This is a genomic window from Bradyrhizobium sp. AZCC 1577, assembly GCF_036924575.1.
Classification (GTDB): domain Bacteria; phylum Pseudomonadota; class Alphaproteobacteria; order Rhizobiales; family Xanthobacteraceae; genus Bradyrhizobium.
Genome location: NZ_JAZHRQ010000001.1, coordinates 3,810,439 through 3,833,040, shown reverse-complemented (window position 1 = coordinate 3,833,040; position 22,602 = coordinate 3,810,439). Strand labels below are relative to the sequence as shown.

The 22,602-nt window shown below is 62.7% G+C and carries 16 protein-coding genes and 2 pseudogenes; 9 read left to right on the top strand and 9 right to left on the bottom strand.

What is annotated here, in order from left to right:
* Nucleotides 1–16 precede the first annotated feature (16 nt).
* On the bottom strand, nt 17–1,252 hold the full coding sequence (locus V1278_RS17785) for a hypothetical protein (RefSeq protein ID WP_334368943.1): 1,236 nt from the start codon (nt 1,250–1,252) through the stop codon (nt 17–19).
* Between the two features lie 2 nt (nt 1,253–1,254).
* Nucleotides 1,255–2,625 carry an APC family permease gene (locus tag V1278_RS17780; protein WP_334384204.1) on the bottom strand — a complete coding sequence of 457 codons (1,371 nt, stop codon included), beginning with the start codon at nt 2,623–2,625 and terminating at the stop codon, nt 1,255–1,257.
* 295 nt (nt 2,626–2,920) lie between these two features.
* Here V1278_RS17780 and V1278_RS17775 point away from each other — a divergent pair, with 295 nt between their 5' ends.
* A complete protein-coding gene (locus V1278_RS17775; protein ID WP_334381711.1) occupies nt 2,921–4,231 on the top strand; it encodes an alpha/beta hydrolase in 1,311 nt (436 codons plus the stop codon).
* A 172-nt stretch (nt 4,232–4,403) separates the two neighbouring features.
* Here V1278_RS17775 and V1278_RS17770 read toward each other — a convergent pair whose 3' ends face one another.
* Nucleotides 4,404–6,740, bottom strand: coding sequence for a TonB-dependent receptor (locus V1278_RS17770; RefSeq protein WP_334381710.1), 2,337 nt, complete (start codon nt 6,738–6,740; stop codon nt 4,404–4,406).
* A gap of 80 nt (nt 6,741–6,820) precedes the next feature.
* Nucleotides 6,821–8,011, bottom strand: a complete 1,191-nt coding sequence (locus tag V1278_RS17765; RefSeq protein WP_334363455.1) for an MFS transporter — start codon at nt 8,009–8,011, stop codon at nt 6,821–6,823.
* A 296-nt stretch (nt 8,012–8,307) separates the two neighbouring features.
* On the opposite strand from V1278_RS17765, the gene thrS reads away from it, so the two are divergent.
* Nucleotides 8,308–10,353 carry a threonine--tRNA ligase gene (gene thrS / locus V1278_RS17760; protein WP_334381709.1) on the top strand — a complete coding sequence of 682 codons (2,046 nt, stop codon included), beginning with the start codon at nt 8,308–8,310 and terminating at the stop codon, nt 10,351–10,353.
* Nucleotides 10,354–10,435: 82 nt separating this feature from the next.
* Nucleotides 10,436–10,999, top strand: coding sequence for a nitroreductase family protein (locus tag V1278_RS17755; RefSeq protein ID WP_334363457.1), 564 nt, complete (start codon nt 10,436–10,438; stop codon nt 10,997–10,999).
* Between the two features lie 2 nt (nt 11,000–11,001).
* Here the strand turns inward: V1278_RS17755 and V1278_RS17750 are convergent, their stop codons facing one another.
* Entirely contained in the window at nt 11,002–13,485 is a 2,484-nt protein-coding gene (locus tag V1278_RS17750; RefSeq protein ID WP_334381708.1) for a putative bifunctional diguanylate cyclase/phosphodiesterase, read from the bottom strand.
* Between the two features lie 249 nt (nt 13,486–13,734).
* Nucleotides 13,735–14,809 (bottom strand): annotated as a pseudogene (locus V1278_RS17745) (hypothetical protein).
* Between the two features lie 234 nt (nt 14,810–15,043).
* On the opposite strand from V1278_RS17745, the gene V1278_RS17740 reads away from it, so the two are divergent.
* On the top strand, nt 15,044–16,099 hold the full coding sequence (locus V1278_RS17740) for a patatin-like phospholipase family protein (protein WP_334363458.1): 1,056 nt from the start codon (nt 15,044–15,046) through the stop codon (nt 16,097–16,099).
* Nucleotides 16,100–16,167: 68 nt separating this feature from the next.
* Here V1278_RS17740 and V1278_RS17735 read toward each other — a convergent pair whose 3' ends face one another.
* Together V1278_RS17735 and V1278_RS17730 are read right to left on the bottom strand one after the other, a co-directional pair.
* A complete protein-coding gene (locus V1278_RS17735) occupies nt 16,168–16,596 on the bottom strand; it encodes a CBS domain-containing protein (RefSeq protein ID WP_213289447.1) in 429 nt (142 codons plus the stop codon).
* A gap of 188 nt (nt 16,597–16,784) precedes the next feature.
* Nucleotides 16,785–17,582 (bottom strand): rhomboid family intramembrane serine protease, encoded by a 798-nt coding sequence (locus V1278_RS17730; RefSeq protein ID WP_334381707.1) that lies wholly within the window; start codon nt 17,580–17,582, stop codon nt 16,785–16,787.
* A gap of 594 nt (nt 17,583–18,176) precedes the next feature.
* On the opposite strand from V1278_RS17730, the gene V1278_RS17725 reads away from it, so the two are divergent.
* The 5 genes and pseudogenes from V1278_RS17725 to V1278_RS17705 all read left to right on the top strand — a co-directional run bounded on the left by V1278_RS17725 (nt 18,177) and on the right by V1278_RS17705 (nt 21,793).
* Entirely contained in the window at nt 18,177–18,731 is a 555-nt protein-coding gene (locus tag V1278_RS17725) for a PAS domain-containing protein (protein WP_334363461.1), read from the top strand.
* 230 nt (nt 18,732–18,961) lie between these two features.
* Nucleotides 18,962–19,739: pseudogene (locus tag V1278_RS17720) on the top strand (transporter substrate-binding domain-containing protein).
* 22 nt (nt 19,740–19,761) lie between these two features.
* A complete protein-coding gene (locus tag V1278_RS17715; protein WP_334363465.1) occupies nt 19,762–20,424 on the top strand; it encodes an amino acid ABC transporter permease in 663 nt (220 codons plus the stop codon).
* A gap of 3 nt (nt 20,425–20,427) precedes the next feature.
* The gene (locus V1278_RS17710; protein ID WP_028349152.1) at nt 20,428–21,078 is read left to right on the top strand and encodes an amino acid ABC transporter permease; all 651 of its coding nucleotides are present in this window, start codon (nt 20,428–20,430) and stop codon (nt 21,076–21,078) included.
* Nucleotides 21,065–21,793 (top strand): amino acid ABC transporter ATP-binding protein, encoded by a 729-nt coding sequence (locus tag V1278_RS17705; RefSeq protein WP_065748040.1) that lies wholly within the window; start codon nt 21,065–21,067, stop codon nt 21,791–21,793. The genes V1278_RS17710 and V1278_RS17705 overlap by 14 nt, the downstream gene beginning before the upstream one ends.
* Before the next feature lie 9 nt (nt 21,794–21,802).
* On the opposite strand, the gene V1278_RS17700 is transcribed toward V1278_RS17705, so the two are convergent.
* Nucleotides 21,803–22,576, bottom strand: a complete 774-nt coding sequence (locus V1278_RS17700; RefSeq protein WP_334381705.1) for an enoyl-CoA hydratase-related protein — start codon at nt 22,574–22,576, stop codon at nt 21,803–21,805.
* Nucleotides 22,577–22,602: the final 26 nt, after the last annotated feature.

The window sequence follows — 22,602 nt, the reverse complement described above, 5'->3', positions numbered from 1 at the left end:
TTGCAGCGATTGCGGCTTAGCGCCAGACGAAGAACCCGCCGCCCCATGGCTGTGGTCCGCCCCATTGCTGCGGTCCGATATTCGCAGGCGGCCGCGGCCTGCGCGGGCGCAGTGGTGGCGGCGCCGCCTCCGCCGATGCCGTGGCGTCGATAGCGGGCGATCCATCGTCCGGCAATCTCACCGACAGCAGCACATTCGTTTCCGGCGTGCGCCAGCGATAGCCGATGCCGAAATCGACCGGCTGTGCGCGGCGGAACAGTGCAGCATACGACTCCTGGTAACGCCCCGCGAATTCGTCGATCGGTCCGAGATAGCGGCCGAAGGGGAACAAGCGCCATTTCCTAGTGCTGTAGTAAGCGAGCGGAATTCCGGAATCGTCCTGGATGATGGTGGCGCTGTTGTTGAGCAGGAAGTCGCGCACCGTGGTGAAGTTGCCGGAGTGCAGCAGATAGGACGCGCTCTTGACCAGGCTGTTGCCAGGCGCGAGCGTCGCACAGAATTTCAGGAAACCGCTCGCCTTGACGCCGGAGTTGGAAAGATCGGTCGAGAAATAATACAGCGTCTTTTCCTGACCGTCGGGGTCCACGAAGATGATGCGCACGCCGCGCACGGCATTCGGCCCGGGATTTTCGCCCGCGAAATACGCCGCGCCCTTGTCGTCCAGCGAGATCGGACTGACCTCCCTCACAGTCATGCCCGAGCGCGCCAGGAACACGTAGAGGATCGGCAGCGTGCCGCTGATCTGCCCTGCCTGCAGATCGGTCTTCATCTGCTTGGTGATGAAAAAGCTGAAGCTCAGGATTGAACTGAGTGAACGTTCGACGTTGTAGAGCGCCGACGCGATGCCGCCGCGCGGCAGCCTTGTCAGATCGGGCACCGAGCCGACCGGCTCCAGCGCACTCAGCACATAAGTCGATGCCTTCGAATAGAAGGCATTTGCGTAGAGAAAGTCCGGGCCTGAGAACATGTAGAACATGGTGGGCTTCGGCGCCGCCAGATTGGTATCGGCCCAGGTGCGGATCCGCGATATCTGGCGCTGCTCGAGTTGGCCGAACGCAGTGTCGAAGAATTTGGCGTGCCGTTGCCAGGCAGGATCTTTGGTGAGCGGCGCCAGCGGCGAGTCCGCCGAGGGCATCAGGCCTGCGAGAAATTTCGCGGTGTCGTCCACCGTTGCGGTTTGGGCGCGGACGGCAGCCACGGCCGCCAGCAGCATGACAGCAGCAAGCGTCGCCGTTCTCAGACAGTGCAGCATGCTCATTCGCGACCCGTTGCGGCCACGGCGACTTGATCTGCCCGCTTGCGGAAGACGGCGTAAATCAAGAGACCTGAAAACATGATCAAAAGACCCAGCAGCGACTGCAAGGGACGTTCGGTCAGAAGGTAGTACATCATGAACCCGGTCACGAGCAGGAAAACCACAGGAGTTACCGGGTATCCCCAGGCACGGTAGGGCCGCGGCAGGTCCGGCTGCGTGATGCGCAGCTTGATCACCCCTAGCACGGTAAAGAACGAGCAGAACAGCAGCGCGAACTGGATGAAGTCGAGCACCGCCTCGAAGCTTCGCGTAAGCAGCATCAGGCTCGCGACCGTGAGCTGAAACAGAATGGCGTAGGCCGGCGCACCGCTGGCCGAACGGCCGGCGAACGGCCGCAGCACCGGAATGTCCTCGCCCATCGTCATCATGACGCGCGGCCCGATCCACATCATCGCGCTGATCGAGGAGATCAGCCCGAAGCAGATCATCGCGCCGACGATGCGGCCGCCGAGCTCGCCGAAGATGTAGCTGCCGGAGATGCGGGCGACGTCGAGCTGGCCCGCAAGCTTGTCGATCGGCGCGGTGTGCAAGAACACGGCGTTGAGCGCGACATACAGCACGAGCACGATCAGTGTTCCGACCAGCATCGCCCGCGGCACGTTGCGCTCCGGCAACCTCACCTCGCCGATAATGTAAGTTGCCGCGTTCCACCCTGAGAACGAATACATCACGAACACCAGGCTGATCGCGAACGGTGCGCTGACGATATGGGTGAAGTCGGACGCCGATGGCGCGAACGAAACCGGCTGCGCGGTGCCGATCACGAAGCCGCAGACCAGGAAGGCGATGATGAGTACCACCTTCAGGATGGTCGCGACCAGTTGAAAGGTCGAGGAGTGCCTGATGCCGGCGAGTTGCACCAGCGACACCAGCCAGACCACGCCGATCGCAAGTGCCAGCGGCGGCGTGTTGGGCAGCACCGACTTGCCGTACTCGCCAAACGCCATGGCGGCGAGCGCCACCGGCGCTGCAAAGCCGACCGTCGCCGACACCCAGCCCGCCACGAAACCGAAGGCCGGGTGATAGGCCCGGCCGAGGAAGTTGTACTCACCGCTCGAGCGCGGAAACATCGCGCCGAGCTCGCCGTAGGAAAACACCCCGCACAACGCGACGATGCCGCCGACCGTCCACAGCAGCAGGATGGAAAAGCCCGAGGGGATATCCTTGACCTGAAAGCCGAGGCTGGTGAAGACGCCGACACCGACCATATCGGCAACCACGATGGCAACCGCCACCAGGACCGAAACGGTCGAGCCGCTGCCGGAGCGCGAGCCAGGCCAGACCGGGCTTCCCGTTTCTGATGCCGCCATCTCGGACCGTACCTTCAGCGCGCCCAGCCAGGAGCTCATCGTGCAGGCTGACGCGCTTCAATTCAAGCAATGTTAACAAGGGTTTAAATTGAGACATAAAATAGGTTGCATGGTACCTCCAGCTGCCCGTGCCACTACTGGATTGCGAAGACATCGTGGCGGTCCCACAATCGCGACACGATTGCATGGTCTCCTTTGGGCTTCCGGATGCGGGGAGTTTTTCCGGACGCTTAACGTCGCCTAAAGGCGTGCGAGCTTACGCCGGTTGACGGTGGATCTTGGGACATTGGGGTGGATGGTCGGAGCTAATCCGAATTTCCCGACAGTTGATCGCGCCAGCCGGGCGACGTCTCCGGCCATGCCGCGCCGTGCGCTGCCCCTTCGATGGCACTGGGCGGCGATAGCCGCGCTGATCGTGCCGCTATCCTTCGTCCTGGTTCAATGCGGCAAGGCGCCGACCCCGGAAATGCTGGCGGCGAACACGGATGGCGCCAAATCCCGGGCCGCCAAGCCGCAGGCTTCCGCCGACGCGTTCGACGACCGTTTCCCCCAGCCGCAATTTGCCGACCGTTTCCCGACCGCGGGTGAAAGCCTGCCGCAAGTCCAGCGCCAGGTCGCACTGGCGCCGCAGCCGCACGCGGTGCGTACCGAGCCAATGCGGGTCGCCTCGCTGACGCCAACGCTGACGCTACCCCGCAATGAGCGTGAAGAACTGACCACGCTGGTCAGCATGAAATCCTCCGCCTTCCCTTATTTCGGCACCAATCCGCGCTCGGAAGAACCGTTCCTCAACATCGTCAAAGGCGACCGCAAGGGCCATCGCAGCTACAGCGGCAAGGTCTACTGGCAGGACGAGACCTACAACGACAGCCGCGTGCTGGTACATGTCCCCGAGACGTTCGATGTCAGGAAGCCGGGCGTGATCGTGGTGTTCTTCCACGGCAACGGCGCGACGCTGGAGCGCGACGTCCGCGACCGCCAATTGGTGCCGCAGCAGATCTCGGATTCGGGCGTCAACGCCGTGCTGCTCGCCCCGCAAATGGCTGTCAACGCCGCCGACTCCTCGGCCGGCAAGTTCTGGCAGCCGGGCGGCTTCAAGCGCTTCATCGAGGAGTCGGCAAGCCATCTCGCCCGCCTCCACGGCGATCCGAAGTCGGCGCAGGCGTTCGCCAACATGCCGATCGTGATCGTCGGCTATAGCGGCGGGTTCCTGCCGACGGCGTGGAGCCTCGAAGTCGGCGGTCTTCCCAACCGGGTCCGCGGTGTGTTCCTGCTCGACGCCGTCTATGGCGAACTCGACAAGTTCGCTTCATGGATCGAGAAGAACCGGACCGGCTTCTTCGTCAGCTCCTATACCCGCTACACCAAGCGGCACGATCTGGAGCTGATGCAGATGCTTCGCGACAGGGGCATCAGCGTCACCGAGAGCATGGACGGGCCGTTGAAGCCCGGCAGCGTCGTGTTCGTGCAGACGCCTGACGGCGTCACCCATCGCGATTACGTCACGCAGGCCTGGACAGAGCATCCGGTCAAGGACGTGCTGGTCAAGATGGCCGCAACGCCCGCTTTGACCCGCGTCGCCGGTGCGCCCGACGCCAATCGCTAACGGCCTCGGCGCGGTATCGCGGCGTGCCTGCCATCATCCCGGATCGAATGGTCATCTTGATTGCGCGTGTCCCATGTCCGAACACGAACGCTTTGCCGGCCTCGGAAACCATGCGCGTCGCAGCCGGCGGAGCACGACGACGCCTGCTGCGAACGAGCATTCCAGGATCTACCTACCACCGCGTACGGAGAGAAAGCTCGAAGGTCCGCGGCGCGCCGAGAATGACGTAGTTCGCATCCGTAGCCCAAGCTGCATAGACCGCGTCGGTGATATTACGAACGCGGAATGTCAGGTCGGCGTTTTGCGCAAAACGGTAGGTGGCAAAAACATCCGCGATGGTGGCCGACGGCAACGTCACGAGGTTGGCATCGTCAGCGTTGATGGAGGCCCTGTGATTGATCCACGCGCCGACCGCCCAGTTTGTAAACGGCTGCCACGTGGCACCAAAGTTCGCCACGACCTGCGGCACATTCGGCGGCGTATTGCCCGTGTAATTCGCGGTCGTACTTGTTCGATATTCGTCATACCGGGCATTCACGTAGGCAAAGTTCGCCTCAAGGCGCAAAGTCTCGATCGGGCGATAACTGCCGGAAATCTCAAAGCCGCGGGATGACTGCTTGCCCACCTGAACCGTAAATCCCGTCAGAGGATCGGTTGAGGGGATATCGGTCTTTTCGATCTGATAGACGGCAGCCAACAGCTCACCTCGTCCGTTCGCGAAGGCGTGTTTGATACCGCCCTCCACCTGGCGCGCATTGGTGAGGCTGAAGGGAGTGTCGGTGACGCCCAATGTGAACAGAGCGAAGCGCGGCTCAACCGCAGTTGCATATTGCGCGTAGAGCGTCGTGTCGGCGCGAATGTCCCACAGTGCACCCATGCGATAGGTGCTGGGTTCGAACGTTTTGCTGTAGAGCTGGTTCGCCGGCCGCCGATTGTAGTCCACCTCCATTTGATCGACTCGAAACCCGCCAACAATTTTGACCCCTTTGAGCACCTCCAGGCGCGCCTCGCCGAAAACCGCCTTCTGCGTCAGATCCGCGCGCACGTTTTGTGTCCGTGCAGTGCCTCGGGTGAAGAAGTCCGTCGGTGCGGGATTATAGGGATCGACGAGTTGAAGCGATGTCACCTCGTTGCGCGGACTGTCCCATCGCGTGCTTGCAACCTCAACGCCCATGACCGTCGACAGCGGCATCGCTCCCAAGCTGCCGTTCCAGTTCACGTCGAAACGATCGCCGATAAAGCGATGGTCGTAGCCGAGATTCTCCCATGTTTGCCGGCAGACTTGGTCTGTACCGGTGTTGTTGAGGAGGTTCTGCCCGCGGAAAGAGCAGGTGCCGCCTGCGGGAATATAGGCAAAGCGGTACGTGTTGATCCAATCGCGATCGGATTGATAGGACCAGAAGCGATTGCGGATCTTTAGCTCCTCGGTGTCATACGTCGTATTCCAGCGCAGCCACAGCACACTGTCGTCGTATTTGTTGTTCGGCAGGTTGTTGTAGTTGACCTCGCGGAGATCGGAGCGGATTTTCCCTCGCACCAGGGGCGTGCCCCAATACGCGTTCTCGATTTTCGATTTCATGTAGTCAAAGTCGACGGTCGATGACAATTGCGGCGTCACATCCCAGCGCAAGGCACCTGCGACATTGCCGTATCTGACCTGGTTGTCATCGACCGGGCCGTTGTATCCGTTGACGACGCCGTCGAGTCGATAAGAGAAGCCATTCCCCAGCGGACCTCCCTTTCCCACGGCCTGGCGGACGCCTTCGCGAGTAGTGAGCGAGGAGATTGTTTCCGACGGCTCGGTGACCCCGCTCGGTTGCTTGCGAACGAGATTGACGGCGCCGCCGATGGCGCCTTCACCGTAAAGGACCGACGCCGGTCCGCGCAGCACGTCTACCCTATCGAAAATGAAGCTGTCGTAGTTGCGCGTGCTGATCGTGGTGTTGGTGACACGGATTCCATCATAGAGCACTGCGATGCCGTTCTCGGTGAACCCCCGCGTCGATGCAACGCCGGCAGCTCCTGGCCGGACGGCGGACGTAAAGCCGGTCAAGCCTTGAAGGGCGTCCACCCAACTAGTCTTGCCTCGCTCCTGCATCGTCGCCTGATTGACGCTCTCCGCGCTGCCCGGGATGTCGCGAGCCGTGCCCGGCAGTCGCGATCCGGTCGTATTGGGCACGTTGAGATCGGTCGTCGAACGGATGTGGTCGCGCGGCAAGCCACCTGGCCATCCGTCGATTGGGCCTTGCGGCGCTCGATCCGCGCCGGTCTGCGCCTGGCGCGCGACGGACGCAGCCCGCATCTGCAAGCGCTTGCTCGTTCGCTGCTTTTGCTTGGTGGCTGGCCGTCCTTCCACCGTAATCGGAGGCAGGACAGCCTGAGGAACGGTTTGAGCAATGGCGGGCCGTGCACCGCCCGCGGCAAAGGATGCTGCGGCCAGAACTGCCAAAAACCGCATTCGGCGTCCGATCCGCCTCCCGACTTCACACCAATTGCCAATCTTTTCCATTACTTACAGCCCCATAGCGCAATGTTATAACATTACATATATGGAACTCGCGTAAGGATGTCAAAAGTCTTCGGCCAGCATCAGCGCGGTGCGCTTCCCTGGCCCTTTTTCGGCTTGGTTAGAATCACCGTCACCAGCGCCAACGCGACAAAGGTCGCCCCGACATAGCCATTGGCGAAGAGCAAATCGCGCGCGTACAGAAAACCGCCGATGGCCGAACCAATGGCCTGTCCGACGTAGAGCACGGATGTGTTGAGCGACACCGATGCGGACGCCAGCGCAGGCGCGGCGCCGACCAACCTCACCTGCTGCATCGAATTGGTGGAAGCAAATCCAATACCCCAAATCGCGACGGAGACAGCCATCAGCGGATAGATGCCGGCGCTGAGCGCCCATCCGCCCACGCCAGCCAGCAACACCGACGTGAACAGCATCGAAGTCTTCCATGCGCCCCAGGAATCGACGATCCGGGTTCCGATCGCGGTGCCGATGACACCACAGATACCGTAGACGGCGAATACCACGGCGATCGGGTCCGGGCCCGCCGCCGTCAGCCGCGCTAGCAACGGGCCCATATAGGTGAACACCACGAATTGGCCGGACATCTGCGCGGTCGTGATCAGCAGCAACAGCAGGATCATCCGGTTGCGGCCGATGGCCGCCCAGGTCTTGAGGTCGACCGGCGCACCCATCAGCCCGCGGGGCAGACGCCACGCCAGCAGGAGGAAACTCAGGCAGCTCATTGCACCAATGGCGCCATAGACCGCCTGCCAGCCATAGCGGCTGGCGATGAAGGTGATCGCCGGCAGGCCGACGGCTGCAGCCAGCGACCAGCCGAGAAAGATATAGGCGATGGTACTGCCGCGTCTTGCTTCAGGCACGATCAGTGCGGCCGTTCCCGCCGCTTGCGGCGTGTAGAGCGCGCCGATTGCCAGCATGACCAGGCGAATGGCGAGCAGGCTCGCATAGTCAGGCGCAAAGGCGGAGGCAATGTTGGTAAGCGCCAGCACCGCAAGGGTGGCCGTCAGCAGGGTGCGGCGCTCAATCTTGGAAGTCAGCCACGCCGTGACCGGCGAACCGACACACAGCATGATCGCGCCGAAGGTGATCAGAAGACCAGCGGTGCGGATCGAGACGTCAAGACCGGCAGACAGTTCGACCAGCATGCCCGCCGGGGCCAGCACCGAGCAGCCGGTGACGACGTTGCCGAGCATCAGCGCAGTCGGTGCAAAGCGGCGCTCGGCGTGGACGGGCCCGGGCACATGTTTCATGCAGATGCATGTAGACTGTGGGCCGTGCCAAGAAAAGGACGCGATACCGGATTATTTGTCATCGCTCGTTATGAGTTTCATTGATTTGACGGCGCTGATGCCGAGCGGCTCTGCGTACGTCGCCGTGACGGGGAAGCATTCTTTCCCGGACGATGGGGCCAGATGTTTGCCCTGCGGCCCTGCCATCACGGCCTATTTCGCGAAATTGCCCGATTGCAGGGGCCGAATCCCCTGCTATACCGCTGCTTTCCCGCTTACCTGCGCTCGTTCGCAGGAGTGAGCTTTAGGAGACGCCAATGCCTGACAGCAATGCACCCGCATCGGGGTTCCAATTTGGCCTTGCGAATTTGAAACCGGCCGAACCCGTGCAAAAAATCACCCTCACCTTCCCCGACGGCGCGAAGCGCGATTTCGCCAAGGACACCACCGGGCTCGACGTCGCCAAGGGTATATCGCCCTCGCTCGCCAAGCGCACGGTCGCGATGGCGCTGGACGGCGTGGTCGCCGATCTCAACGATCCGATTTCGCACGATGCGAAGATCGAACTCATCAGCCGTGAAGACCCGCGCGCGCTCGAACTGATCCGGCACGACTGCGCGCATGTGCTGGCCGAAGCGGTGCAGTCGCTGTGGCCGGGCACGCAGGTCACGATCGGCCCGGTGATCGAGAACGGTTTCTATTACGACTTCTTCCGCAACGAGCCGTTCACGCCGGAAGATTTCGCGGCGATCGAAAAGCGGATGCGCGAGATCATCGCGCGCGACAAGCCCTTCACGAAGGAAGTCTGGGATCGCGAAAAGACCAAGCAGGTGTTCCGCGACAAAGGCGAGGCCTTCAAGGTCGAGCTGGTCGACACCATTCCCGGCGACGAGCCCATAAAAATCTATTTCCAGGGCGACTGGTTCGACCTGTGCCGCGGCCCGCATATGAGTTCGACCGGCAAGATCGGCAACGCCTTCAAGCTGATGAAGGTGGCGGGCGCCTATTGGCGCGGCGATGCCAACAACCCGATGCTGACGCGCATCTACGGCACGGCATTCGCCAGGCAGGAAGAGCTCGATACTTACCTCAAGCAGATCGAGGAAGCCGAGAAGCGCGACCACCGCAAGCTCGGCCGCGAGCTCGATCTGTTCCACTTCCAGGAAGAGGGCCCCGGCGTGGTGTTCTGGCACCCGAAGGGCTGGACCATTTTCCAGGCGCTGATTGCCTATATGCGCCGCCGCCTGACTGGTGACTACGACGAGGTCAACGCGCCGCAGATCCTCGACAAGGTGCTGTGGGAAACCTCGGGTCACTGGGACTGGTACCGCGAGAACATGTTCGCGGCCCAATCGGCCGGCGACGAGGCGGAGGATAAGCGCTGGTTTGCGCTGAAGCCGATGAACTGTCCCGGCCATGTGCAGATCTTCAAGCACGGGCTGAAGAGCTATCGCGACCTGCCGCTACGCCTTGCGGAGTTTGGTGTGGTGCATCGCTATGAGCCCTCGGGCGCGATGCACGGCCTGATGCGCGTGCGCGGTTTTACGCAAGACGACGCACATGTCTTCTGCACCGAAGCCCAACTCGCCGAGGAATGCCTCAAGATCAACGACCTGATCCTGTCGACCTACGCCGATTTCGGCTTCGAAGGCGAGCTCACGGTCAAGCTCTCGACCCGGCCGGAAAAGCGCGTCGGCACCGACGAGATGTGGGATCATGCCGAGCGCGTGATGGCCACCGTGCTGGCGGAAATTCAGGCCGGCGGCAGCAACCGCATCAAGACCGCGATCAACCCCGGCGAAGGCGCGTTCTACGGGCCGAAGTTCGAATATGTGCTGCGCGACGCCATCGGCCGCGACTGGCAATGCGGCACCACGCAGGTCGACTTCAACCTGCCCGAACGGTTCGGCGCGTTCTACATCGATGCCGACGGCTCGAAGAAGGCGCCGGTGATGGTGCATCGCGCGATCTGCGGCTCGATGGAGCGTTTCATCGGCATCCTGATCGAGCACTTTGCCGGCAATTTCCCGCTCTGGCTGGCGCCCACCCAAGTTGTGGTGACGACCATCACCTCCGAAGGCGACGAATACGCCAAGGTGGTCGCGGCTGCCGCACGAAGGGCCGGCTTGCGCGTCGAGATCGACCTGCGCAACGAGAAGATCAATTACAAGGTCCGCGAGCATTCGCTGGCGAAAATCCCTGCCCTGCTCGTCGTCGGCAAGAAGGAAGCCGAGACCCATTCGGTCTCGATCCGCCGGCTCGGCAGCGACGGGCAGAAGGTGATGCCGACCGACGAGGCGCTGGCCGCCCTCGTCGAGGAAGCAACGCCGCCGGACGTGAAGCGGATGCGGGCGGCCGCCTGATCATAATCGGTCTAAATCGGCTTCCGCTGAAGCGGCTGTGCCACTATCTCTGGCACAGCCATTTCCGACGAAAGAGACCCTTGTGCCCGACGCCCTTGAACTCCTGAAGATCCGCCGCTCGGTAAAGCCCCGCGAGATGAGCGGGCCCGGCCCGACGCCAAGCGAACTCGAGACTATTCTGACCATCGGCGCGCGGGTGCCGGACCACGGCAAGCTGACGCCCTGGCGCTTCATCGTGTTCGAGGGGGACGGGCGCCTTCGCGCAGGCGAGGTCATCGCCACGGTGTTTGAACGTAAAAATCCGTCGGCGCCGGCCGCCGATATCGAGATCGAGAAGCGCCGGCTGATGGACGCGCCGCTGGTGATCGGTGTGGTCAGTTTCACCAGGCCGCATCCAAAAGTACCGCCCCTGGAGCAGGAGCTGTCCGCCGGCGCCAGCGCGATGAACATTGTCAACGCCGCCACCGCGCTCGGTTACGGCGCCTGCTGGCTGACCGGCTGGTTCGCGTTCGACCGCGACGTGCTCGACGGGCTCGGATTGAAGGCGGACGAAAAACTCGCCGGCTTCATCCATATCGGCACACCGTCGAAACCGGTCGAAGATCGCCCTCGCCCGGCGCTGTCCGAAATCGTGACGCGGTTTTAGGCCTAGGCAGCCCTCGAGGCGCGGGCGCCAAAATCGGACAGCAATGCCTCGAGTTCGGATGCCGGCTTCGCCGCGCTGAACAGAAAACCCTGCACCTCGTTGCAGCCTTCGGCGCGCAGCCAGTCGAGCTGGTCCATGGTCTCGACGCCTTCCGCTGTCGTCGTGATGTTCAAGCTGCGCCCGAGGCCGGAGATAGCGCGTACGATCGCGACACAGTCGGTCCGCTGGGCGAGGTCTTTCACGAATGAGCGATCAATCTTGATCTTGTCGAATGGAAAACTCCGCAAGTAGCTCAGGCTCGAATAACCGGTGCCAAAATCGTCCATGGATATGCTGACGCCGAGCTCGCGAAGCTGATGCAGGATCGCAAGATTGGCTTCGGTCTCGGCCAAAAAGACCGACTCGGTGATTTCGAGTTCGAGCCGCCGCGGCGACAGACCTGAATGCGCCAGCGCCGAAATCACCGCCTGAACCAGGTTGCGGCTGCGGAACTGGACCGGCGACAGGTTGACGGCGACCTTGATGTCTTCCGGCCAGTTCGCAGCTTCGGAACAGGCCTCGCGCAGCACCCACTCGCCCAGCGCCACGATCAATCCGATATCCTCGGCGACCGGAATGAAATCGGCCGGCGAGATCATGCCCTTTTCCGGACTGCGCCAGCGCAACAGCGATTCGAAACCGCTGATACGGTTGGCGGCTATATCCACCAGCGGCTGATAGTGCAGTTCGAATTCGCCACTCGCGAAGGCGCGACGCAGGTCGCGCTCCATGTCGCGGCGCTTCTGTGCCTGGCGGTCCATCTCGCGCTCGAAGAAGCGATGAACGTTGCCGCCATCCGATTTCGCCCGATAGAGCGCCATGTCGGCGTTGCGCATCAATTCCTCGCAGCCTGCACCATCGCCGGGCGACAGCGCGATGCCGACGCTGGCACCGATGACGACCTCGATACCATCGAGGTCGTAGGGCGCGCTCAACACACCGATCAGTCGGTCGGCAAAGTCGCTCACCTCGTTCGGCGACACCTCCGAGACCATCACGATGGCGAACTCGTCGCCGCCGAGCCGGGCGACGAGATTGTCGCCACGAACCTCGGACTTCAGCCGCTCGGCTACCGCCTTCAACAGACGATCGCCCATTGGATGGCCGAATGAATCGTTGACGTTCTTGAACAGGTCGAGATCGACGCACAGCACCGCCACGCGCCTGTTGCCGGACGCCGCCCGTTCGAGCGCCCGGCGGAGGCGCTCCTGATAGAAGTCGCGGTTCGGCAGGTTGGTCAGGCCGTCGTGATGGGCCATGTGGGCGATCCGCGCCTCCGCCGCGCGGCGCTCTGTAATATCAACCGCGGCCACCAGATAGCCGTCGTGTCCGTCGAAGGCGACGCGCCGTCCGAACGTCAGCACGTGGATTTCGCTGCCGTCGGCCTTGAGATGCCGCCAGTCGCGGCTCGAATTGTAGATGTCGCCGAGCTGCCGCAGCGCCTGGCTGTGGCTGGCCCATTCGTCCTCCGGCCAGATCTGGCGAAGCTGCATCTGCAGGAACGTCTCGCGCGGGTAGCCGTAATGGCGCACGGCCGCGTCGTTGACATTCAAGAACCGGGTCGTTTCGGCGTCAAACACCCACATCGGCATCGGATTGTTGTCAAACAGCAGGCGGAACGAAACCTCGCGTCGCTTCAGCGCCGTGACGTCGGAGACCGTCAACGAAAGCATGTCGCCGAACGCCGTCACGCCCAGTCGCAGGCAGCGCTCCCCACCATCGATTTCGATCTGATCGCCATTGCCGCTGACGACGATGTCGCGCAGACGCTCGGTCACCTCCGGCGCGCATAACAGGTTTCCGCCCACGGCAAGCCGTCGCCATAACAACTCCGTCGACGGCTGCCGCAGCAGTCGCGCGGCGCCCTGATTAAGATGGACGATCTGGAAATCGGACGGCTGCCCGTCCGCATCGCGAACAGCCGCCAGCGATAGCACGCCCTCGTCGGTCGCTGAGAAGATCGTGTCCAGCAGATTGAATTGCGCATCGCGCTCGTTGACATAGGTCCCGATCAGGGTACCGCCCCAGCGCGACAACGTCGGCAGCGCCAGCACATCATAGGTCCGAACCAGACCGTCGCGCACGCAATGCGCCGTGGCGAGGTACGGGCGGCAGTTCTGCAGCGCGTTGGATGCCGCCTCGCCGAGCGCGGTCGCGCAATCCGGCGGCAATGCACTTAAGGAAATGTCCCAGCGATCATCATTCAGCCATTGCTGGACGTAGCGGCCGGTGTGCGAGACGGAGAGCGTGTCGTTGTCGTTCCGAAGCAGCACGACGTGATCCGCCAGCCGGCCGAGGCTGCCGAGCATGACGTCTTCATAGCGTGGCAGCTTCTCGCCCGGACGCAATGCAGCCTGCCATTTGCGCTTCAGGACCGGGACGTCGGCGAACATCTCGGTGTTGAATTTTTCTGACGACTTTTTCGATGATCTGTTGGCCGCAACCATAACCTGCCCCGCTACGCGCACTCAGTCCCAGGGCATCCAATGCAGCCGGGTTTAAGGCTATATAAAAATGGCGGCGGCGGTACGCCGATATGGCGATTATGACAGTTCTAAGTTGTGCGATGGTTAGTGCGCATTAGAGACTATGACAGCCAAATGCGCAGGCCTGCTTAACTGCCGCGTTTCTTCACGCGAACCGGAAATACCTTCGGATCAAGTCCGAGGGTATGCTTCGCTCGAAAAGGCTATGGTCTAGCGCGCCACGACCTCGACCTCGCCGTCGACGCCGTTGACGACGTTGAAGGAGCGCTCGAACACCTTGCCTTCGTTTTTGGCAATCGCCCGGTACTCGCCTTCGGACAGCACCACGCGCGGAAACGCGCCGATCGATTCCTTGATGACGTCGCCGCCTGGCGTGATCACCGACCATGCGGTGTTGGCGAGAGCCTCGCCGCCCCTGTCGCTGACCAGCTTCAGCGTAATCACCGCCGCGCGGTGGGAGACGGTCACGTCCGTCAGCTTGCTGGCCTGGACGCGGATGTCGGAACGCACCACCGAATTGGCATCGCCATAGTTGGAGATGATGTAGTAGGTGCCCTCCGGCAGCAGCGCGACGTCGCCCGCGGCGACGTTCGGAAGCAGTGGGGTGCGTTCGGAGCCTTCGAATTGGCTGCCCTTGTAGATCGCGAACGAGATCTGGTTCGGGGGAATCTTGCTGGTGCCGACGCGGCCTTCGATGCGCAGTCCGCCGGCCGGAAGCACGAAAGCCACGCGGGTCCGTCTCTGCTTTCAGGCTCACCGCCCGCACCGCGCTGACCAGGCCGAGAGCCACATGGACGACGTAATTGCCGGGCGGCAGCACGATGTTCGGAGTTGCGCCGCGCTCCTCGCGGATCAGCTTGAACGTGCCGGTATCGTCGGGCTTGTCGGCAAATACCCGCCACACCAGTCCGCCGTTGATGACAGGCAGATCCTTGCCGTAGCGCGCCGTCAGCGATAGCACCCCCTGACCTGCAGTGGCCGCACCCGGCGGCGGTACCACCGGCGGCACGGCGGTGACTTGTGGCTGAACGATGGTCGGCTGGTTCAGCGGAGCGGGAAGCGGTGGAATCGCCCCCGTCCCCGATGGCGGCGCCAGATTCATGGCAGGCCCGGTCTGAGTGTCCGGAACCACGGCGGGCGGCACCGGTGGCGGGCGGTCCGAGAACCACTGGGCCGAAACCGGGGCTGGAAGAAGCAAAGCAACCAGCGTGAAGGCGACGCCCAGCGCCGGAAAAGGCCATCTGCCCCGCCCGTATCCTGCGATACCGTTGCCGCCCGAAATCATCGCCATGCTTTTCACTGAAAACGCGGCAAATTCAAGCCTTCGTGGCCGAAGTTTGGCGAGGCGCTCGCTAGCGGAACCCGCACCGGCACCCGATGTTAATGCAGCGGTCGTGGTCCAGTCACATTCCCTGCCTAGGCCGGCATTCGCCGGGCATAAACCATGCATCCGGAATTGGAATGGACAATTCTGGCGCGGCAGCGCCGCGGCGGTTATCGTTGAAGCCGGAGGGCTTGCGTGTTGGATAGCTGGATGGGCCGCGGCCAAAAAGGCTCCGGTGCCGACGACAAGGTAGGGCTCGGCAGTATCCGCCGGCCGGTGATCGGACTGGCGCTGGGTGGCGGCGCCGCACGCGGCTTTGCCCATATCGGCATCGTCCGGACGCTGGTGGCTCACGGAATCATGCCCAACGTCGTGGTGGGAACCTCGATCGGGGCCGTAGTCGGCGGCGCTTTTGCTGCCGGACATCTCGACACGCTGGAAGAATGGGCACGCAGCCTGCAGCCGCGAACGGTCCTCTCCTATCTCGATATCCGCCTGAACGGTTCGGGCCTGATCGGCGGCGCCAAGCTTGCGGCCCAATTGGAGGCGGCGCTCGGCCAAAGCCTGATCGAGGATCTGCCGGTGAAATTTGCCACCGTCGCGACCGAAGTGCGCACCGGCCACGAAATCTGGCTGACCCATGGCCCAATGGTGGACGCGATGCGTGCCTCCTACGCGCTGCCGGGAATATTCTCGCCGATCCTGGTTGGCGACCGCTGGCTGGTTGACGGTGCCCTGGTCAATCCGGTGCCGGTGTCGGCGGCGCGCGCGCTCGGCGCGGAAATCGTGATCGCTGCCAATCTCTCCAGCGATGTCTTCGCGCACGCCACGACGATCTATTCCCACGGCCAGACGGCTGGCGTTTCGGTATCGGTGATGCCGGAAGCGCTGCCCGAACCCGGGCCGCGCAAACGCGGCATCGGAAAGTTCTTCTCCGCCGAGCGCACGATGAAGCGTGAATTCTTCGGTGGCGGCGGACGGCCGGGCATCTCCTCGGTCATGGTCGATGCTTTCAACATCATGCAGGACCGCATCACCCGCGCTCGGCTTGCCGGCGATCCGCCGGACCTCCTGATCTCGCCCCGCGTCGGCAAGATCGGCTGGTTCGATTTTCATCGCGCTGACGATCTAATCGCCCACGGCGTGAAAGCGGCCGAGCGGGCGATCGATTCGATCCAGGAGGCGATCCATATCCTCGCGCCGCCGCAGATCGAAGCCGAGAAGGCGCTCGAAAAGCCTGACAAGGAATAGCGTAGCGTTCTCAAGCGAAGCTTGCCCGCGGACGTGATCCGAGGGTCACGCCAACGCGTCAAAAAAGCTCACGCCGTCTTGATGTAGTCGCGTAGCGCTTCCTGCTCGGCCTCATATTCCTGGACACGGCGCTTGACGATGTCGCCGATCGATATCAGGCCAACCACCTTGCCGTCCTCGATAACGGGCAGATGCCTGAACTTACCGAGCGTCATCATTTCCATGATCCCCGCGACGGTGTCGGACTGCCGGCAACTCACGACCTTGCTCGTCATGACCTCGCTGACCGGCTCCTCGAGCACCCTGGCGCCGCGCTCGCCCAACACGCGGACAATGTCGCGCTCCGAAAGGATCCCCTCCACGCGTCCCTGGTTCATCACCAGCACGGCGCCGATCTTGCGTTCGCCAAGGATCTTGATCGCGGCCGAAAGCTTGGCATCCGGCTCGATGCTCGTGATCTGATGGCCCTTGGTGTCGAGAATTGAACGTACCGTCATTGTCGCCTCCCTGAATCCGTTCGTGCCCAAGGGGCCGGACTTGTTCGTGAGTCTTCAATCAACAGTTCCGCGCCGTTTCGTTTCAGGGCGCAGTTTGCAAGCGCGGCTGTCATCCATGGCAGCGGCATTGGCTTGCGTTACAACCAGTGCGGATGATGAATGAAATCGGCCCTCGCCGCAAGCGGCGATCAGACGCGGCCAGACTCGTCCGGCCATGAAGCATCCGCGGCATGCGGCGTCGCACGCGGTACCGGATCGAACAGCGAAAACAGCATCAAGCCGGCGAGAAATCCGCCGATATGCGCCTGCCAGGCAACGCTGGCGCCTTCGGCGCCGATCGAAATCGACCCAAGGCCGAAGATGATGTTGACGCCGAACCACACCGCCAGAAATCCGAGCACGCGCGCGTTGCGCAACGCCCGGGAAAGCGACAACGCCGGAACCTTCGCGGCGGCGTCCGCATCGCCCCGGTGGAACGAAAGAAAACTTCCCCGCACGAAGGCAAAGCGGATGGCGGCGGCCATCGCGCCGGATACCGAGGCCGAGGCGCCGATCATTGGCGCGATCGTGTGTTCATGGGTGACGAGATGCGCCAGGGCGCCCGCCGCGGCCGTCACCGCCATGAAGACGAAGAACCTGACGGCACCGAACCGGCGCGCCAGCGCGCTACCGAACGGCAACAGCCACAACAGGTTGAACCCGATATGGCTGAGATTGGCATGCAGCAGCGAATAGGTGACGAAGGTCCATATCTTGGCGCCGGCCCCGCCGGGAAAGGTGATGTTGAGTAAGGTGGAATCGTAGCGCTTCGGAATGAAGCCGAAGACGTCGATGGTCCAGTTCTCCAGTTCAACCGGCAGCAGCACCCGCAAATGAATCGCAGCGATCAGCGCGATATAGGCCGTGAGCGCGCCTGGTAGCGTCAAGATCGGCTCGTGCGGGGCGTCCGGCGGCCCGACCGGGGATGAGTAAGACTGGGATTCCAAGGGGTCCAGGACCTTAGCTGGCGGCTTCGAGTCGTATGGGCCCAGATAGGCGGCTTTGCCCGCCCTGTGCAAGTGCACAATCGCAGCTATCCGTGTCCCGGACGCGGCGCGGCGCCCCTCGGAGGTGCGACGCAGAGCCGGGACCCACCATGCAGTCTGTTTGGGTCCTGGCCCTGAGGCGCACCGCTAAAGGGGCGCTGCGTTGCGTCCGGGACACGAGACTGCAAAAAGAAAAAAGGGAGAGCTCTGAGAAAGCTCTCCCTTGTCTTGCTGGCCTTTTCGCGCCTGGAGCCGGGATCACATCCCCCGCCCCTCCCCGCGCGATGACCAAACTGTTTGATGCCACCTGTGTACCAACCGCGCCGAACAGATAAGTCGGCGCCGCCTGATGCGTTCCACATTACGCGCGCCGCAGCGCCACCGCCAACCTCATAGTTAATTTAACGTTAACAACGCAAAGCCGCGCCCCACGCGGCCGAATCGCGTCCCCGGCATGGACGCTGCACAGCCTGTCCTGCACAACGAACAAGGGAAGGCGTGTTGCGCAAAAGCGGGACAGATGTGTCCCGCCAAGGCAAGCCGGGGAAGGTAAGCATGAAACACCCATCGAGCCGCGAGTTCTTCGCCTATTGGGACGCGAAACGCGGCGACGCGCGGGCACCGGACCGTAGCGAGATCGAACCCGGCGCGGTGCGCGAGCTGCTCGGCGACATCTTCGTGCTGTCCTATGACAACGAGGCCGGCTATCCGTTTCGTGTCGCCGGAACACGGGTCTGCGCCCTGCTCGGCCGCGACATGAAGGACACGAGTTTCTCGGCGCTGTTCACTCCGGACAGCCGCCGCGAGATCGAGGACATCATCAGCTACGTCGCCGAAGAAATGCTGGCGGCCATTGCCGGCATCACCGCGACTTCGCAAGATGGTACGACGGCGCATCTGGAGTTGCTGCTACTGCCATTCAACAACCGCGCGCATGCGCCGATCAGCCTGACCGGATTGCTGGCGCCGTTCGAAAGCGATCTCGGCACGATCAGGGATTTCAAGGTGACGTCGTGGCGCTATCTGCATCGGCCGCAAAAATTCGTCCCGCGCGCCTTGCGCAAGCTCGCGATCGCGCGCGGCTTCATGGTGTATGAGGGCCTGCGGTAGTCACGAACCGTTGGGTATGTCGAACGCCGCAGCCCAACGCATGGTCGCGTGATCATGCTCGAAATCGACCCACAAAGAGCCTCCAAAAAAGCACGGCCAAGCATTGCCTAAATGCGAGGCGTCAGGCAGGGTCGAACCGCGACGTGGAGCCGGGCCACATCCGCTGAATGAGACGCACCGAGAGAAAATCTCGGAGGCGCGTCTTCGCCGTAACCTCGGAGATCCTAAGTATGCTGTTCAAGAGATTGATGCTTGCCGCAGCAATTGCCACTGCCGCGGTGGCGACGCAGGCCCATGCCGACGCTCTCGATTCGATCATGAAGTCCAAGGTGATCAAGATCGCTGTGCCGCAGGATTTTGCGCCGTTCGGCTCCGCCGGGCTCGATCTCAAGCCGCAGGGCTACGACATCGACATGGCCAATCTGATCGGCAAGGAACTCGGGGTGAAGACCGAAATCATTCCGGTGACCAGCGCCAACCGCATTCCATATTTGCAGACCAACAAGGCCGACCTGGTGATTTCCAGCGCTCGGCAAGAACGAGGAGCGCGAAAAGGTCATCGACTTCTCGATCGCCTATGCTCCGTTCTTCTCCGGCGTGTTCGGCACCAAGGCGATCGCGGTGACGAGCGCAGCCGACCTCAAGGGCAAGACCATCGGCGCCACCCGCGGCGCGATCGAGGAGCAGGCGCTGACCGCCTCGGCGCCGGATGCGACCGTCAAGCGTTTCGAGGACAACAACGCGACCATCGCGGCCTTCGTGTCCGGCCAGGTCGACCTGATTGCCACCGGCAACACGGTCGCGGCTGCGATCGCCGAGAAGGTCCCTGCCCGCGCACCGACGCTGAAATTCGTGATCAAGGACAGCCCCTGCTACGTCGGGCTCAACAAGAACGAGCCGGCGCTGCTCGCCAGGGTCAACGAGATCATCACCAAGGCGAAAGCATCGGGCGAGATCGGAAAACTGTCGGAGAAGTGGCTGAAGGCACCGCTGCCCCCCGGCTTCTAGGTGTAACGCTGGGACGCCCGCAGTGTCTTACAAGCTGCAATTCGCCGAGCTGCTGCCTTACTGGAACGTGCTTCTGTACGGGCTGGCCTTCACGATCGTACTGACGATCGTGTCGACGGTCGTCGGCATCGCGGTCGGCACTGCGGGCGCCGCGGCGCGCACCTTCGGTCCCGGCTGGCTGGGCCGTATCGTCGCTGTGTACGTGGAATTGATCCGCAACACGCCGTTCATCGTGCAGTTGTTCTTCATCTTCTTCGGCCTGCCGGCGCTCGGGCTGAAACTCAGCGAGACCACCGCCGCCTTCCTCGCCATGGTGATCAATCTCGGCGCCTACTCGACCGAGATCATCCGCGCCGGCATCGAGGCGGTTCCGAAAGGCCATATCGAGGCCGGCCTGAGCCTTGCGATGAGCAAATGGGAGGTGCTGCGCCACATCGTGCTGAACCAGGCGTTCCGAAAAATCTATCCGGCGCTGTCGTCGCAGATCATCATCGTGATGCTTGGCTCGGCGGTGGTGTCGCAGATCTCGGCGGAAGACCTCACCTATGCCGCGAACTACATCGCCTCGCGAAACTTCCGCAACTTTGAAGTCTACCTGTTCGTCGCGCTGGCCTACCTCCTGCTGGCGATGCTGACGCGCTCGCTCTTGCGGGCGCTCGGCCGCGTCATCTTCAAGGCGAGATGAACCATGCTGCAGTTCAGCTTCTGGGACATCCTCTCCAACCTCTTGATCGCCACGCAATGGACCATCGTGCTGTCGCTGATCGCCTTTTTCTGCGGCGGCATCGTCGGACTGGTGCTGCTGTTCATGCGCACCTCGCGGATCGCGCCGCTGGAATGGTTCACCAAGATCTACATCGAGTTTTTCCAGGGCACGCCGCTATTGATGCAGTTGTTCCTGTTCTTCTTCGGCATCGCGCTGTTTGGCGTCGAGGTTTCGCCGTGGATGGCCGCGACGCTGGCGCTGACGTTCTGGACCAGCGCGTTCCTGACCGAGATCTGGCGCGGCTGCGTCGAAGCGATCCCGAAGGGCCAATGGGAGGCTTCCTCCAGCCTCGCCCTTAGCTACATCGAACAGATGCGCTACGTCATCCTGCCACAGGCCTCGCGCATCGCGGTGGCGCCGACGGTCGGGTTTTCGGTACAGGTGATCAAGGGCACCGCGCTCGCTTCGATCATCGGTTTCGTCGAACTGACCAAGGCCGGCACCATGCTCAACAACGCGACCTTCCGCCCGTTCCTGGTCTACTCGCTGGTCGCGCTGATCTATTTCTGTCTGTGTTTCCCGCTGTCCTGGTGGGCGAAGAAAATCGAAGGCCGCCTCAATGTCGCTCGTTAGCATCCGTGACGTCAGGAAGAGTTTTGGCCCGAATGAGGTGCTGAAAGGCGTCTCGCTCGACATCGCCAAGGGCGACGTGGTGGCGATCATCGGGCGCTCCGGCTCCGGCAAGAGCACCCTGCTCCGCTGCATCAACGGCCTGGAGACCTATCAATCCGGCAGCATCGTCGCTGACGGCATCGAGGTCGCCGGCGCCAACACCAACCTGCGCGAACTGCGCCGCCATGTCGGCATGGTGTTCCAGCAGTTCAATCTGTTTCCGCACCTGACGGCCGCCGAGAACGTGATGCTGGCGCCCACCGTCGTCAATAAGGTATCGAAGGCCGAAGCGCGCGCCACCGCCGCCGAGGTGTTGGCGAAGGTGGGATTGTCGGAAAAGATGGACGCCTATCCGAGCGAGCTTTCCGGCGGCCAGCAGCAGCGCGTCGCGATCGCGCGATCGCTGGCGATGCGGCCGAAGGTGTTGCTGTGCGATGAGATCACGTCCGCCCTCGACCCCGAACTGGTCAACGAGGTGCTGCGCGTAGTCGAGCAATTGGCGCGCGAGGGTATGACGCTCATTCTGGTGACGCATGAGATGCGCTTCGCCCGCGACGTCGGCACCAAGCTCGTCTTCATGCATCACGGCAAGGTGCATGAGGAAGGCGTGCCGAAAGAGGTCTTCGCCGCCCCGCGAACCCCGGAACTGCAGCAGTTCGTCGGCCAGGTCGGTTGAGTTTCGGCCTCAGCGTCCGGTAAACACCGCCGCACGTTTCTCGAGGAAGGCCTTGCGCCCTTCCACCGCGTCCGCACTCAGGCGAATTTCCGCCTGCGTTTCGATCTCGCGGCGGAACTGGTCGGCATAGCTGGCGTGTTCGCTCTCGTCGATCAGGCGGCGCGTCGCGACCAGCGCCCGCGTCGGGCCATCAGCGAGCCGGCGCGCCAGCTCAAGCGCCCCGTCACGAAGCGCCGCATCGTCGAACACTTCGCGGACCAATCCCCATTCCTTTGCCAGGTCGGCAGACAGCGGCTCGTTGGTCATCATCAATTCGAGCGCACGTTGCCGGCCGACGAGGCGCGGCAACAGCCAGGTCGAACCGAGATCGGGGACCAGCGCGATGCGGCTGAACACCTGAATGAAGCGAGCTGAACGTGCGGCAACAATCATGTCGCCCGCCATCGCAAGGCTGAATCCGCCGCCCGCCGCCACGCCGTTGACCGCGACCACGACCGGCACGCGGCATTCGCGTAGCGCCTTGAACGCCGGCCAGTAATATTTCATCACGCCGGCCGCGATGTCGTCGCCCAGGATTTCCGCCGCCTTGAGGTTCTGGCCCGAGCAGAAGCCGCGCCCGGCGCCCGTCAGCACCAACGCCCTCACCTGCGAATCATCGTTGGCTTCACCAATGGCAACGGCGAGGTCCCCCAGGAGAGCGGGCGTCATCGCGTTCAGGGTGTCGGGCTCGTCCAGTATCAGCACGTGGACGTTGCCGTCGCGCTCTCGCTTCACTCCGGGCATCTATTCCTCCGCTGCTGACGTTTTGG

Coding starts and splice junctions, on each gene's coding strand:
- V1278_RS17785 (WP_334368943.1), bottom strand. CDS start 1,252: ATGCTGCACTGTCTGAGAACGGCGACGCTTGCTGCTGTCATGCTGCTG.
- V1278_RS17780 (WP_334384204.1), bottom strand. CDS start 2,625: ATGGCGGCATCAGAAACGGGAAGCCCGGTCTGGCCTGGCTCGCGCTCC.
- V1278_RS17775 (WP_334381711.1), top strand. CDS start 2,921: ATGGTCGGAGCTAATCCGAATTTCCCGACAGTTGATCGCGCCAGCCGG.
- V1278_RS17770 (WP_334381710.1), bottom strand. CDS start 6,740: ATGGAAAAGATTGGCAATTGGTGTGAAGTCGGGAGGCGGATCGGACGC.
- V1278_RS17765 (WP_334363455.1), bottom strand. CDS start 8,011: ATGAAACATGTGCCCGGGCCCGTCCACGCCGAGCGCCGCTTTGCACCG.
- thrS (WP_334381709.1), top strand. CDS start 8,308: ATGCCTGACAGCAATGCACCCGCATCGGGGTTCCAATTTGGCCTTGCG.
- V1278_RS17750 (WP_334381708.1), bottom strand. CDS start 13,485: ATGGTTGCGGCCAACAGATCATCGAAAAAGTCGTCAGAAAAATTCAAC.
- V1278_RS17735 (WP_213289447.1), bottom strand. CDS start 16,596: ATGACGGTACGTTCAATTCTCGACACCAAGGGCCATCAGATCACGAGC.
- V1278_RS17725 (WP_334363461.1), top strand. CDS start 18,177: ATGAAACACCCATCGAGCCGCGAGTTCTTCGCCTATTGGGACGCGAAA.
- V1278_RS17710 (WP_028349152.1), top strand. CDS start 20,428: ATGCTGCAGTTCAGCTTCTGGGACATCCTCTCCAACCTCTTGATCGCC.
- V1278_RS17705 (WP_065748040.1), top strand. CDS start 21,065: ATGTCGCTCGTTAGCATCCGTGACGTCAGGAAGAGTTTTGGCCCGAAT.
- V1278_RS17700 (WP_334381705.1), bottom strand. CDS start 22,576: ATGCCCGGAGTGAAGCGAGAGCGCGACGGCAACGTCCACGTGCTGATA.